General features: G+C 27.6%; 15 protein-coding genes and 1 tRNA gene. 6 read left to right on the top strand and 10 right to left on the bottom strand.

The features are described from left to right. Positions 1-7 precede the first annotated feature (7 nt). From ACIJYI_RS02205 to ACIJYI_RS02185, 5 genes are all read right to left on the bottom strand, one after another. A complete protein-coding gene (locus tag ACIJYI_RS02205) occupies positions 8-682 on the bottom strand; it encodes an ABC transporter permease (protein ID WP_435114485.1) in 675 nt (224 codons plus the stop codon). Next, positions 682-1,374 (bottom strand): ABC transporter permease, encoded by a 693-nt coding sequence (locus ACIJYI_RS02200; protein WP_435114484.1) that lies wholly within the window; start codon positions 1,372-1,374, stop codon positions 682-684. The genes ACIJYI_RS02205 and ACIJYI_RS02200 overlap by 1 nt, the downstream gene beginning before the upstream one ends. Before the next feature lie 44 nt (positions 1,375-1,418). After that, entirely contained in the window at positions 1,419-2,270 is an 852-nt protein-coding gene (locus ACIJYI_RS02195; protein ID WP_435114483.1) for a transporter substrate-binding domain-containing protein, read from the bottom strand. A 59-nt stretch (positions 2,271-2,329) separates the two neighbouring features. Beyond that, on the bottom strand, positions 2,330-3,370 hold the full coding sequence (speD, locus tag ACIJYI_RS02190) for an adenosylmethionine decarboxylase (protein WP_435114482.1): 1,041 nt from the start codon (positions 3,368-3,370) through the stop codon (positions 2,330-2,332). 76 nt (positions 3,371-3,446) lie between these two features. Then, entirely contained in the window at positions 3,447-3,971 is a 525-nt protein-coding gene (locus tag ACIJYI_RS02185) for a 5'-methylthioadenosine nucleosidase (RefSeq protein ID WP_435114481.1), read from the bottom strand. Positions 3,972-3,976: 5 nt separating this feature from the next. On the opposite strand from ACIJYI_RS02185, the gene ACIJYI_RS02180 reads away from it, so the two are divergent. After that, positions 3,977-4,504, top strand: a complete 528-nt coding sequence (locus ACIJYI_RS02180) for an adenine phosphoribosyltransferase (protein ID WP_435114480.1) — start codon at positions 3,977-3,979, stop codon at positions 4,502-4,504. Positions 4,505-4,515: 11 nt separating this feature from the next. Next, complete coding sequence (locus ACIJYI_RS02175; RefSeq protein WP_435114479.1) at positions 4,516-5,196, top strand: class I SAM-dependent methyltransferase; 681 nt, start codon at positions 4,516-4,518, stop codon at positions 5,194-5,196. Between the two features lies 1 nt (position 5,197). Here ACIJYI_RS02175 and ACIJYI_RS02170 read toward each other — a convergent pair whose 3' ends face one another. Continuing rightward, the gene (locus ACIJYI_RS02170) at positions 5,198-6,049 is read right to left on the bottom strand and encodes a glycosyltransferase (protein ID WP_435114478.1); all 852 of its coding nucleotides are present in this window, start codon (positions 6,047-6,049) and stop codon (positions 5,198-5,200) included. Positions 6,050-6,088: 39 nt separating this feature from the next. Between ACIJYI_RS02170 and rfbB the strand changes: the two genes are divergently transcribed. From rfbB to ACIJYI_RS02150, 4 genes are read left to right on the top strand one after another with little or no spacing between them, the layout of a single operon-like run. After that, positions 6,089-7,111: a dTDP-glucose 4,6-dehydratase gene (gene rfbB, locus ACIJYI_RS02165; RefSeq protein WP_435114477.1), complete on the top strand. Its 1,023-nt coding sequence runs from the start codon at positions 6,089-6,091 to the stop codon at positions 7,109-7,111. Further along, positions 7,108-7,974, top strand: coding sequence for a sugar nucleotidyltransferase (locus ACIJYI_RS02160; protein WP_435114476.1), 867 nt, complete (start codon positions 7,108-7,110; stop codon positions 7,972-7,974). Before rfbB ends, ACIJYI_RS02160 begins: the two co-directional genes overlap by 4 nt. Then, positions 7,974-8,495: a dTDP-4-dehydrorhamnose 3,5-epimerase gene (gene rfbC, locus ACIJYI_RS02155; RefSeq protein WP_435114475.1), complete on the top strand. Its 522-nt coding sequence runs from the start codon at positions 7,974-7,976 to the stop codon at positions 8,493-8,495. The genes ACIJYI_RS02160 and rfbC overlap by 1 nt, the downstream gene beginning before the upstream one ends. Continuing rightward, the gene (locus ACIJYI_RS02150; protein ID WP_435114474.1) at positions 8,492-9,202 is read left to right on the top strand and encodes a sugar nucleotide-binding protein; all 711 of its coding nucleotides are present in this window, start codon (positions 8,492-8,494) and stop codon (positions 9,200-9,202) included. Before rfbC ends, ACIJYI_RS02150 begins: the two co-directional genes overlap by 4 nt. A gap of 8 nt (positions 9,203-9,210) precedes the next feature. Here the strand turns inward: ACIJYI_RS02150 and ACIJYI_RS02145 are convergent. The 4 genes from ACIJYI_RS02145 to ACIJYI_RS02130 all read right to left on the bottom strand — a co-directional run bounded on the left by ACIJYI_RS02145 (position 9,211) and on the right by ACIJYI_RS02130 (position 12,824). Further along, positions 9,211-9,287, bottom strand: a tRNA-Met gene (locus ACIJYI_RS02145). Positions 9,288-9,389: 102 nt separating this feature from the next. Further along, a complete protein-coding gene (locus ACIJYI_RS02140; RefSeq protein WP_435114473.1) occupies positions 9,390-9,599 on the bottom strand; it encodes a hypothetical protein in 210 nt (69 codons plus the stop codon). A gap of 49 nt (positions 9,600-9,648) precedes the next feature. Then, a complete protein-coding gene (locus tag ACIJYI_RS02135) occupies positions 9,649-12,093 on the bottom strand; it encodes a GcvT family protein (protein ID WP_435114472.1) in 2,445 nt (814 codons plus the stop codon). Beyond that, positions 12,093-12,824: a WecB/TagA/CpsF family glycosyltransferase gene (locus ACIJYI_RS02130; protein ID WP_435114471.1), complete on the bottom strand. Its 732-nt coding sequence runs from the start codon at positions 12,822-12,824 to the stop codon at positions 12,093-12,095. Before ACIJYI_RS02130 ends, ACIJYI_RS02135 begins: the two co-directional genes overlap by 1 nt. Positions 12,825-12,831 lie beyond the last annotated feature (7 nt).

The raw sequence follows: 12,831 nt of genomic DNA, 5'->3' as shown, positions 1-12,831 counted from the left end.
TTGAATCTTATTGAAAACTATATTTTTTTTCTAAATATTTAATTAGATTATGAATTAAAAAAGTCATAAATAGATAAATACCCCCAGCAACAATAAATACTTCAATTGGTTTAAAGGTTGTTGAAATGATATATTTAGCAACACCTGTTAAATCCATTAATGTTACTGTGCTAGCTAACGACGTACCCTTCATCATTAAAATTATTTCATTACCATACGCAGGTAAAGATTGTCTGATAGCGATTGGTATTTGAATTTTGTAAAAGATAATTTTATTTGATATCCCCAAACTCTTACCAGCTTCAATAATTCCTGGTTTTATAGTCTGAAATGCTGATCTAAGTATTTCAGATGTGTAAGCACCTGTGTTTAACGCAAAAGCTATAATAGCGCACCAATATGGTTCTTTCAAAATTACCCATAAAAATGTTGATCTTAGATACTCAATCTGACCTAAGCCAAAATAAATAATAAAAATTTGAACTAGTAAAGGCGTTCCTCGAAATACATAAGAATACCCATATGCAAATTGATTAATAAATATATTTTTATTCATTCTTAATATTGCAAAAAATAAACCAAGAAACATTCCAACTATTAAAGAAACAGATAGAAGCTTTAATGTAATTAAAGTTGCACCAAGTAACTTTGGGAAACTAGTGATCATCAAATCAAGATCCATTAATACCCTCTACTGTATTTTGCTTCTAATCTATTGATTAGCTTCATGCTTAAATATGTTAACAACAAATATAAAACAGCTGCAAAAGAATAAAAGAACAGCGGATCTCTAGTTGATCCTGCTGCAATATTAGATTGTCTCATAATTTCAACTAATCCAGTAACAGAAATAAGAGAAGTATCTTTTAATGTAATCTGCCAAACATTACTTAAGTTGGGAATAGCTAGTCTTAACATTTGTGGTAAGATTATTTTATAAAATTTAGCAAATTTACCTACACCCAAAACTTTAGCTGCTTCGAACTGACCTTTGTCAATTGATTGAATTGCGCCACGAAATACCTCAGTTGAATAAGCACCAGAAATAATTCCAATAGCTACTGAGCCAGTGATAAATGCATTTATTTCAATATATTCAAAATATCCAAAAATAGAGGCAACATACATGATTGCACCACTTCCACCAAAAAAGAAAAGATAAATTACAAGAAGTTCAGGAACACCTCTAATAACTGTGGTGTAAAAATTTCCAATTAAATTTAAAAATTTGTATCTAGATAACTTTAAAGGTGTGAATATTAATGCAAAAATAAAACCAATCAACATTGCTGTAACAGAGACAGCTATTGTCATTAGGGTAGCATAAAATAATTCATCACCCCAACCTGTTTTGCCAAATACGAGAAGTTCCATAAAGACTGGCGACTATATATTATAGTCGCCAAATCTGAAATTAATTACATAGACACGTCGTCTTTAAACCATTTAATAGCAAGTTCGCTAATAATACCTTTTTTTCTTGCTGTATTAATTGCTCTATTGAAGTCTTTTAGAAGTTTAGCGTCTCTTTTGCCAATCGCATCATCTCCACCTTGTCTAACTCCAACACCAACACCATTGCCGAATGCACCACCTGCAAGATTAGGTCCAACAGTAACTACTGCTTTTCCAGAAGCTTCCGCATATTCTACAAATGAAGCTTTGGCAGCTAATGCTACATCACATCTTCCAGATGTTAGATCTAGATTTACTTCGTCTTGAGTTTTGTAAGTTCTTACATTTACACTTCCTACATCACCAGAGTCTAAAAAGTTTTGATGAATTGTTCCTGTTTGTGTACAAACAGTTTTACCAGCAAGTGCTGCTGTAATAGTTTTGAGAGCTTTTTTGACATCAGATCCACTTAAGTTCAAATTTATTGATTGAGGTGTATCCATACCTTCAAGACTAGAACCTTTCATTACAGCTAATGTAGCTGGTTCAGTAGCGTAACCTTGAGAAAAAGTAATTGTTTTTTCTCTTTCAGGTGTAATTGACATACCTGCCATAATTACATCGAACTTTCTCATTAACAAAGCAGGTATCATTCCATCCCAATCTTGAGGAACAATTACACACTCATGCTTTAAAATAGCACAAAGTTCATTTGCTAAATCAATCTCAAAACCTACAAGTGCGCCAGATGGATCTGTATCATTCCATGGAGGGTAAGCACCTTCAGTTCCAATTCTAACTTTATCAGCATAAACGTTTCCGATAATTAATAATGAAGCTAGAACTGTTAAAATAGTTTTCTTGAATATATTCATTATTTTCTCCTTTAATTTGGAGCAAGTATTTCACAAATTTTATAATTTAAAAAGAAAAATTAATGATTTATTGATGAAGAAAAATTCCAAGAACAATCAAAACTTGGGATATAAACCCTAGATAATTTGGTGTTTCCAAAATGATGGTTAAAAACATTTAACCAACTATCGACTTGTTTGGGTTTTTTATCTTGGCTTCCAACTTGAGCGGTAATTACACCCTTTGGTTTTAAAATTCTAATCATAGAGTCCATATTATTTGATGCAAGATCAATACAAAATTGGTCATCATTTAAATCAACAAAGATGTGATCGTATGTATCATCTTCAACTGATTTAATACTTTGAAATGCATCGCCCCAAACACATTTGACTGAATTTTTTTCAGTGGCTCTATTTCCTATATCACCTAGATGTTTGTTACAAACGTCAACAACTTCAGGATCAAGTTCATACCAATCAATGAAATTAAATTTTTTTGAAATACATTCTCTTGCAACACCGCCATCACCACCACCAATAATAGCAGCTCTTTCATTGTCTTTGTTTAGATTAAGGCCCGCTCCTACGAAAGTAGAACTGTACAAATGTTCATCTGTTGCGGCAACTTGAATTTCTCCATCAATGAACAAAGATTTTCCAAATTGCTCTAATTCTAAAATTTCAATATGTTGACCAACTTTTGATTTAAAATCTTCAAGAACATCATTTACCACATATGATTTTTGTAATCCTGGTGAACTATAAATATCGTGATAGAGTGATTTAGTATCTCTGTTAAATTCTTTTTTAACAATCCTTTTATGTTTAAATTCTTTTTTAATAATATCTACTGCTATAGATGGGCTAATTTTACCGCATGTGAAGAAATCAAAACTAATTATCCCTTTTTCAGGAAATGTATGAAAACTTATATGGCTTTCAGCTAATAATGCCAAAATAGTAAAACCTTGAGGTTCAAACTTATATTTAGAAATATTAAGAATTGTTACATTAGCTGCTTTTGCAATATCGTGAATTATTTTTTCATATAAAGAAGGATCGTACTCTTTACTGGTACCAATTATATCTAGAGTAATATGTTCTCCAACTTTAGTCATATAAGCCTTTTTTTAAAAAGAAGTTCTTATTTATAGATATTAATGTCATTTTCAATGAAAAAAAATAATCGTTCAACTAGAAATCTTTCATTTTAATTTGAAACAATTCTGCACCTTTTTTGCAATTTTCTATCCAATCAGACGAAGCATTAGTATCCGCATTATCAGAAATAAATTTAAAACATCTGAAATTTATATCTTCTAACTTGCAAACTTTTGCTAAAGCGTAAGCTTCCATATCAACCAAATCTACATTCATCTCAATTTGTTTTTTAACAAAACTGTCTCCACTGCCACATGAAAAACCTTCTTCAGAAAGAATAATTTCATTAATATTGTCAAAAGGAGTTTGGCCTAATTTGAGATCCAATAATCCTCTTACATCCATATCTCTTTGATAAAATTTAGTACACTCAATTATACCTGATAATTGTTTTTTTAAAGCCCCTGCTGTACCATAATTTATTACCTCTAAAGGTTTGTATTTATGAATCAGTTTAACTAAATTGTATGTAGCATTAATTTTACCTACACCAATATGATGAAAATAATCTAAACCAACAGTTTCTTCTTTTAAAGCTGCAACAAATAATTTATTCATAAAATATGGATTTAAAAAAATATATTAGATCAATACCAGATTATCCTAAAAAAGGAATTCTTTTTAGAGATATAACTACTTTGATTAAAGATGAATTTGCATTCGCAGAAAGTATTAATCAAATTGTTGAAAGATCAAAAAAGTATAACTTTACTAAAATTGCTGCGATTGAATCAAGAGGCTTTGTTTTTGCTTCTGCAGTTTCATATGTTTTAAAAAAACCATTTATAATGCTTAGAAAAAAAAATAAATTACCTGCTGATGTTCATTCTATAGACTTTGAGCTGGAATATGGAACTGCAACAATTGAAGTTCACAAAGACTCCATAAGTGAGAATGATTCAGTTTTAATTATTGATGATTTAATAGCTACAGGCGGAACAGCTGAAGCGGCTGCAAAGTTAATCAAAATCTCTAAGGGAAGAGTTGCTGCTTTTATATTTGTTATTAATTTGTTTGACTTAAATGGATCTGACAATTTAAGAAAAAAAGGGTATAATATCGAAAATTTAATAGAATTTCCGGGACATTAATAACCTAAATTATGGAAAAATTAAACAAACTTACAAAGATATTTAAAAAAATTTATTATAAAACTTTCATTGAGAATTTTAAAGGAAAATTGAAATATGATTTTCCAAGCAACTTTTATCGATGGGATTTGATAGAATATTTGATTAAAAAAAATAATTACACTAACTATTTAGAAATTGGTTGTGACCAAAATCAATTATTTTCAAAAGTTCTTATTGAAAATAAAATTGGTGTAGACCCAGTTAGTGGTGGAAATATAAGGAAAACTAGTGATGATTTTTTCAAAGAAAATGTTAATAAATTTGATATTGTTTTTATTGATGGTCTTCATACTTACGAACAAGTCAAAAAAGATATTCTCAACTCAGTTAATTTTCTTAATGAAAATGGAATAATTTTAGTACATGACTGCATGCCTGATAGTTTAGGTAAACAAGCTGTACCAAGGTACAAAATGCAATGGAATGGAGATGTGTGGAAAGCGATTGTAGATTTAAGACAAAAAGAAAATCTTGATATTTATACTTGTGAAATGGATCAAGGTATTGGAATTATAACAAATAAAAAAAATTCCTCTGTACTTAAACTTAATAAACCTATTGGTAAAATTAAATTTAAAGACTATTTTGAAAATTATAAAGAATACATGAGAGTAATAAGTTTACCTGAATTTAAAAAAATTTTTAAGTAAACTATCTATAATCTGGTCTGTACCAAGACTTATTTCCTATTAGTGCGTTAAATGTACCAGAAAATCGCATATAATTTAGTAAACTCTTTTTAAATTGAAATATCGAAAAATAAAAAATTATTTTAAATAAACTTAAAAAAAGGTTTGGAGAAAATTTTAAAAATGTTCTCAAATTATTTGTGTATTTTCTATTGTAATAAACACTAGACCACATCCAATGCCAATTTCTACATTTTTCAAATTCAAAACCAATATTAGATGATTTTGCTGCTTTATGAAAAATTTTAGCTTTTGTATTTAGGTATATTTTTTGTTTTTTTAATTTAAGTCTTTTACATAAATCAATTTCTTCCAAGTATAAAAAAATATTTTTATCAAACATTCCTATTTTTTTTATTTTTTGCTTATTTACCAACATGGCAAAACCTTTTGTATAATTGGTTTCAATAAGATTTTTACTTTTAAAAAATTTTGTTTTTTTTAAAGATCCAAAATTTGTATCTTGAGAAATTGGGGCTAAAATTGAAAAATCTAGTTTCTTAATATTTATTGATTTTAATAATTCAGCTTCACAATTTTTTTTTAAAATGGTATCAGGGTTAAGAATAAAGAGGTATTTAGTTTTGCAAAGTTTGATAATTTCATTGTTAGCATTTCCATAACCTAAATTCTTTTTTGATAAAATAAATTTTATTTTTGGATAGGCTAAATTAATCTTTTTTTTTAAAAATATGTCGTTTGAATTATCAAAAATAATGATTCTTTTAATTCTTTTTATGCTTTTTAAACAATCAAAAATGACCTTTTCACTTTCGAAAGTAACAATACCAACAGTAATATCTTTGTAATTCATTTAAAAATATATCATTATAATATAAGAATTCATTTGAATATGAATAAAAATATAATTGTAACTGGTGGCCTTGGTTTTATTGGAAGTAACTTAATCGATTTACTCGTAAATAAAGATTATAATATTGTTAATATCGATAAAGTTACTTACTCGTCAAATTTCTATAATACAAAAAAATTTGAAAAAAAAAGAAATTATAATTTTATTAAATGTAATATTGGAAACAGAATAAAAATTAGACAAATCCTATCAAAATACAAACCACTAGCAATATTTAATTTGGCTGCTGAAACTCATGTGGACAGATCTATTGATAATCCAAAAAATTTTTTAGATAGTAATATTGTGAGTGTTTTTAATTTTATAGATGAATTTAAAAATTTTAATAAGAAATATAAAAAAACTATGTTTATTCATATTTCAACAGACGAAGTTTATGGAGATGTGCTAACTGGTAGATCAAAAGAAAATGATCCTTATAAACCAAGTTCTCCATATGCGGCTAGCAAAGCATCTTCAGATCATTTAGTTTATTCCTATTATCGAACATTTAATGTGCCAGTAATCATAACTAACTGTTCAAATAATTATGGACCTAATCAACATCCAGAAAAATTAATTCCAAAAATGATTTACAATATTTTTAATAATTTACCTCTTCCTATTTATGGGAATGGAAAAAACTTAAGAGAATGGATATATGTCAAAGATCATTGTGAAGCTTTATTTGAAATATTTAAAAAAGGAAAAATTGGAGAATTTTACAATATTGGCTCTGGCCAAGATTTAAATAATAAATCAATTGTAAAATATTTATTAGAAATATCTAGAAAAAATATATTGGTTGGAAAAAAAGTTAAGATAAAATATGTTAAGGATAGACCAGGTCATGATGTTAGATACGCTTTAAATAGCAATAAAATTAAAAAAAAGATTAATTGGGTAGCAAATACAAAAGTTAAAAAAGGTTTAGAAAACACATTTCAGTGGTATTTAGATAATAAAAAATATTTTAATTTAATAAATAAAAAAGATATTCTTAAACGTCTTGGAAAAAAATGATTAAAAAAGGAATTATACTTGCTGGAGGTATGGGGACTAGAATGAGCCCTTTGACTAAAGCTGTGAACAAACAACTTCTACCTATTTATGACAAGCCTTTGATATTTTACTCTTTATCAATTTTGATGTTAGCTAAAATTAAAAACATATTGATCATAGTGAATAAAGGTCAACTTTCACAATACAAAAATCTTCTTGGAGATGGAAAAAATTTAGGAATTAAAATCATCTACAAAGAACAAGATAAACCAAGAGGCTTGCCTGATGCCTTTATTTTAGGTGAAAATTTTATCAAAAAAGACAAGGTTGCCTTAATTTTAGGTGATAATTTTTTTTATGGGCAATCATTAACAAGAACACTATTAAAATGTGTGAAGTTAAAAAGTGGTTCAAAAGTAATCTTACATAGAGTAATAAATCCTGAAAAATTTGGAGTCGCGAAAGTAAAAAATAAAAAGATAATATCCATAAAAGAGAAACCAAAAAACTTTTTATCTGACTTAGCTATAACAGGTTTGTATTTTTTTGATAATAAAGTTGTTAATTTATCAAAAAACTTAAAACCTTCGAAAAGGAATGAGCTGGAAATAACAGATTTGCTTAATAAATATAGACAAAAGAAAAAATTGACTGCTGAATATATTGGGCGTGGTGGAGCTTGGCTAGACACTGGTTCCATTGAAGACTTTTACAAAACAACTAATTTTGTTTCTGCTGTTGAAAATAGACAAGGTTTTAAAATAGCTTGCTTAGAGGAAATATCTTTTCAGAACAAATGGATTGGAAAAAAAGAAATTTTGAATTCAATTAAGTTTTATGGAAATTGTGAATACTCAAAATATCTAAAAAAAATAATATCTTAATGATAACCCGAACAAAATTTAAAGATTTATTCATAATCAAAAATAAATCTTTCAATGATAAGAGGGGTTATTTTAAAGAGTTAGTTAGAGAAAACAGGATAAATAAAAAATTTCCTTTCTTAGTTATGTCTTATTCAAGAAAAAACGTAATAAGAGGTTTGCATTTACAAACAAAAGATTCACAAGGTAAGTTTGTTACGGTAATTAAAGGTAAAATTTTTGATGTTGCTGTCGATTTAAGGAAAGATTCCAAAACTTTTGGAAAATCTTACACATGTGTTCTTAGCGAAAAAAATTCCAAATCTATCTTTATACCACCTGGTTTTGCCCATGGTTTTCAAACTTTAGAAAATGAAAATTACATTGTTTATAGTTGTACAAGATATAGAAATAAAAAAAGTGAAACATCTATAAATTTTAATGACAAATATTTAGCAATTAATTGGCCAATTAAAAAACCTATTGTTTCAAAAAAAGATAAAGATGCAATTTCATTTTTAGATTTTAATAAAAATAAATGAAAAAACTAATTTTAGTAACAGGTGGAAATGGAAGATTTGCAAGAGTTCTAAAAGAAAAAAATAAGGATTTAAATCTATATTTTGCATCAAAAAAAGAGTGTAATATCTTAAAATTAACCTCTTTAGAAAAAATAATAAAAAAAATTAAACCACAAATAATTTTACATTGTGCTGGATTGTCAAGACCGATGAGTGTGCATAAAAAAGATATATCTAAAAGTATTGATTTAAATATAATTGGTACTGCAAATTTAGTTAAGATTGCCAAAAAAAAAAATTTAAAATTAATCTATTTTTCAACTGGATATGTTTATGCGGGCACAAAAGGAAACTACTCTGAAGATAGTCCACTAAAACCAGTAAATAATTATGCTTTATCAAAGCTCGGTGGTGAGTGTGCAGTTCAAATGTATAAAAATTCTTTAATCTTAAGAATTACAATGACTGAAAAACCATTTTTACACAAAAAAGCTTTTTCTAATTTAAAAACTAATTTTTTTTTTCATGAAGATTTGGTTAAGCTGCTTCCTCAAATTATAAAACATAAAGGAATCATTAATATTGGTGGTAAAAGTCAATCTGTTTATTCATTTGCCAGATTAACTAATAAGAAAGTAAAAAAAATTATGGCCTCAAAAAATAATAAACTACCACTTAATCAAACAATGAATCTATCAAAGTTAAAAGGTATTTTAAAAAAAAAATAATTGCAGTTTGGTAGCGGGAAGTGGGATCGAACCACTGACCTCAGGCTTATGAGTCCTGCGCTCTAACCAACTGAGCTACCCCGCCATAAATTACAAGAAAAGATTTATAATATAATTCTACATCGATTCAATAAACATTTTAATTTTATTAGATATAAGGAAAAATTATGTTTGTTTAATTAATCAGCTAAACTAACATAAAAGCTGACATCGCTAGAGTACCTACTATCATTATAGATATAAAAATTATTTTCTTATTAAAATCCTTTTTTTTATCAATTTTTACTCTGTTAAGTAAAATATTAATATCAGTAGTTTTTTTTCTTTCAGTGTTGTGATTTTTATCAATATCAAGATCATTATTTATTATAATTTTATCTCGATAATTTTTTTCCATAAGTAATTAAAGCAGTTATTTGATTAAAAGACAATCTATTTAAAAATTTTTAGATACTTTTAAAATTGCTTTGTTTTAATGGCTTTGTAAGTAAATCAGCTTGATATTTTATTTTTTCAATTTCTATAAATATTTTTTTTTTAGCAATATCTTCATTTGATAAATCCGATTTAATGTAACCAAATGAAAGGTTTTTATTATAATTAAATGAATAATTTCCTGATGTAGTTTTACCTATAATATCATTATTCAAATATATTGGTTCTTCATGAAGTAACAATGGACTTCCAACTTTATTGTCTTTTAAAACAAGCATAATAAATCTTCTGTCTAACTTTTGATCTTTTATTTTTAATAATTTATCTCTTCCTATGAAATCAAATTTTTTTTTGAAACTGATGGTAAAATTTAACCCAGCTTGATATTGGTTTTCTTCTGGAGAAATATCATGTCCCCAGTGTAAAAAACCACTTTCCATTCGCATAGTATCCATTGTATGAGCTCCACAATGTGAAATACCAAACTCTTTTCCACTTTTAACAAGTGTGTTGTATGCCTCTTTAGCATTTTCATTTTTTATATAAAGTTCATATCCAAGTTCTCCAACATAAGATAATCTTTGTGCCCAAACTTTGATTGAACCTAGTTTTATATTTTTACCTGTTCCAAATTTTAGATTTTCATTTGATAAATTTTCATTTGAAATTTTAGATAAAAGATCTCTACTTTTTGGTCCAAATATTCCTAAACAGATTAATTCATCGGTGATGTCTTTAAATTCTACATCTTTAGATAAATGCTTTAATATATGGCATTTATCATGTGTCCTCACAGCTGCAGAACTAATTAATCTAAAATTATTTTTATCTATACATACAACAGTCAAATCAGTTTCAATACCGCCGTCTTCATTTAACATTTGAGTATAAGTGCATTTTCCAATTTCATTTTTGATATTTGCTGCACACAATCTTTGTAATTCTTCATATGCTTTTTCACCTTTAATTTCATATTTTGAAAAAGGAGAAAGTTCAAACAAACCAACATTTTCAACCGTATTTTTAGACTCATATTCTACTGATGGATACCAGTTTTGGTAATTGAAACTATAATCATATTTTGGCTCAGGACCATTTATAGAATACCACATTGGTCTTTCATACTCTCCTGATTGACCAAAACAAGCACCAGCTTTCTTTAGTTCTTCATGGTAAGGAAGTAGTCTTTGATCTCTTGATGTTTCGTGTTGTTTGTAGGGCCAATGCATGCCATATAAATCACCTAAAGTTTCAGTAACTCTACTCATAATAAATTTTTTAGAGGAATGAAATTTTTGAAATCTTTTTATATCGAGTGAATATAAATCTTCATTCATGTGTCCGTTAATCATCCATTCAGCAGTTACTCTACCCGCACCTCCTGAGCTAGCTATACCAATGCTATTAAATCCACAGCATGTAAATAAATTTTTTACTTCAGCTGTTTCTCCCAAAAGATATTGTGTATCTGGAGTAAAAGATTCTGGACCTGAAAAAAACTTTCTTATACCAGCTGTTTCCAACGAAGGTAATCTGTGAAAAGATTTCTCCAAATAAGGCTCGAAATGATCAAAATCATCCGGAAATTCACCAAATGAAAAATCTTCTGGAACAATACCTTTTTCTTTAAATGCATTTTTTGCACCAGGTTCAAAAATACCAACAAGCATCTTTCCAGCATCTTCTTTTAAATAAAGACAATCATTATAATCTCTTAATACAGGAAGGTTTTTTGGAAGATCTTTCATGGGCTCTGTAATTATGTAAAAATGTTCATTTGGATACAAAGGTACACTTACTCCAATATCTTCACCAATTTGTCTTGACCACATACCTGTTGCCAAAACCACATACTCACAATCAATTTTACCTTTTGAAGTTTGAACTCCTGTTATCTTGTTATCTTTAATCAATATTTTGGTTACTGGAGTTTTTTCAAAAATTTTAGCTCCTTCAATTTTAGCTGCTTTAGCTAAAACATTAGTAACACCTACTGGATCAGCTTGACCATCTTCTGGCATATGTACACCACCTAAAATATCTTGATCATTAATTACGGGATATAAATCTTTTATTCTTTTTTTATCTAGCACTTCAACATTAACGTCAAATAGTTGAGCAGAAGTTGCTTGTCTTAATAATTCTTGTAGCCTTTCTTTTGTGCTAGCAATAGTTATTGCTCCATTTTGTTTTAATCCTGTCGAAAGTTCAGTTTTCTTTTCAAGCTCTTTGTATAAATTAAGAGAATATTTTCTAAGTTTTGTGATTGTAGCTGTGGCCCCAAGCTGTCCTACTAAGCCCGCTGCATGCCATGTAGTTCCTGATGTTAATTGATCTCTTTCAAGTAAAACTGTGTCTTTCCAACCAAATTTAGCTAAATGATAAGCAACAGAACAACCTGCTACACCGCCACCAATTACGACAACTTTGCAGTTTTTTGGAAAATTATTTTGCATCAGTTAATTATCTTAATTTTGCTAAAAATGACCATTGGTATCAATTTTAAACCAATAATATATCTTTTTAAAAAAGTTATCGGATTGAAAATTAATCTTACCAGCCATCCAAGATAAAATTTATCTACAAAAGTATTAATAGGTGCTTGATCACCAGTAAAAAAAGAAATGGCACCACCGGTGCATAAAATAGTTGTTCTAAATTTTAAATTTTTTTTTAAATACATTCCTAAAACTTCCTGTGTACCTCCCCCAATATTAGTTAATATAAAATTAGGCTTAATTTTATTAATTAGTTTTAAAAGTTTTTTATCAGACAGATTATTTGGATCGTATTTTGGTGCTAAAAAATTATAAGTTTTTTTGATACCAAGTTTTTTAAGATAAGATTTGTTTGATTTAGAAAATTTTGAATTTGGATCTATGCATAAAACAGATGTTTTTTTATTTTTTTTTAAATAAGTAAAAAATAAGTTTAAAAATTTAAAGCCTGAAAATTTATCTACATCAATATTTTTAAAAATTTTTAGAAGCAAAACAAAAAAGCCACTGTCAAAAAAAACTAAGTCTGCTTTTTGAATTGCCTTATGATAAATATTAGAGTTTTGAATTGTTGCTATTGCTGGACCAGCAGGAAAAACAAAAAAGCCCTTTTTAGATATAATTTTACTAAACTTTTTATAATCTAAATTATTGAAAGTAATTTTTTTGAAAATTATTTTACTGATCATAAACAAT

The sequence above is a fragment of the Candidatus Pelagibacter bacterium nBUS_36 genome, from assembly GCF_051201215.1.
Classification (GTDB): domain Bacteria; phylum Pseudomonadota; class Alphaproteobacteria; order Pelagibacterales; family Pelagibacteraceae; genus Pelagibacter.
This window is presented reverse-complemented; position numbering and strand designations above follow the sequence as displayed.

What these genes read in the sequence shown, in the direction of transcription:
- ACIJYI_RS02200 (WP_435114484.1), bottom strand. Translation starts at nt 1,374, where the DNA reads ATGGAACTTCTCGTATTTGGCAAAACAGGTTGGGGTGATGAATTATTT.
- rfbB (WP_435114477.1), top strand. Translation starts at nt 6,089, where the DNA reads ATGAATAAAAATATAATTGTAACTGGTGGCCTTGGTTTTATTGGAAGT.
- ACIJYI_RS02195 (WP_435114483.1), bottom strand. Translation starts at nt 2,270, where the DNA reads ATGAATATATTCAAGAAAACTATTTTAACAGTTCTAGCTTCATTATTA.
- ACIJYI_RS02150 (WP_435114474.1), top strand. Translation starts at nt 8,492, where the DNA reads ATGAAAAAACTAATTTTAGTAACAGGTGGAAATGGAAGATTTGCAAGA.
- rfbC (WP_435114475.1), top strand. Translation starts at nt 7,974, where the DNA reads ATGATAACCCGAACAAAATTTAAAGATTTATTCATAATCAAAAATAAA.
- ACIJYI_RS02185 (WP_435114481.1), bottom strand. Translation starts at nt 3,971, where the DNA reads ATGAATAAATTATTTGTTGCAGCTTTAAAAGAAGAAACTGTTGGTTTA.
- ACIJYI_RS02130 (WP_435114471.1), bottom strand. Translation starts at nt 12,824, where the DNA reads ATGATCAGTAAAATAATTTTCAAAAAAATTACTTTCAATAATTTAGAT.
- ACIJYI_RS02140 (WP_435114473.1), bottom strand. Translation starts at nt 9,599, where the DNA reads ATGGAAAAAAATTATCGAGATAAAATTATAATAAATAATGATCTTGAT.
- ACIJYI_RS02180 (WP_435114480.1), top strand. Translation starts at nt 3,977, where the DNA reads ATGGATTTAAAAAAATATATTAGATCAATACCAGATTATCCTAAAAAA.
- ACIJYI_RS02170 (WP_435114478.1), bottom strand. Translation starts at nt 6,049, where the DNA reads ATGAATTACAAAGATATTACTGTTGGTATTGTTACTTTCGAAAGTGAA.
- ACIJYI_RS02175 (WP_435114479.1), top strand. Translation starts at nt 4,516, where the DNA reads ATGGAAAAATTAAACAAACTTACAAAGATATTTAAAAAAATTTATTAT.
- speD (WP_435114482.1), bottom strand. Translation starts at nt 3,370, where the DNA reads ATGACTAAAGTTGGAGAACATATTACTCTAGATATAATTGGTACCAGT.
- ACIJYI_RS02160 (WP_435114476.1), top strand. Translation starts at nt 7,108, where the DNA reads ATGATTAAAAAAGGAATTATACTTGCTGGAGGTATGGGGACTAGAATG.
- ACIJYI_RS02135 (WP_435114472.1), bottom strand. Translation starts at nt 12,093, where the DNA reads ATGCAAAATAATTTTCCAAAAAACTGCAAAGTTGTCGTAATTGGTGGC.
- ACIJYI_RS02205 (WP_435114485.1), bottom strand. Translation starts at nt 682, where the DNA reads ATGGATCTTGATTTGATGATCACTAGTTTCCCAAAGTTACTTGGTGCA.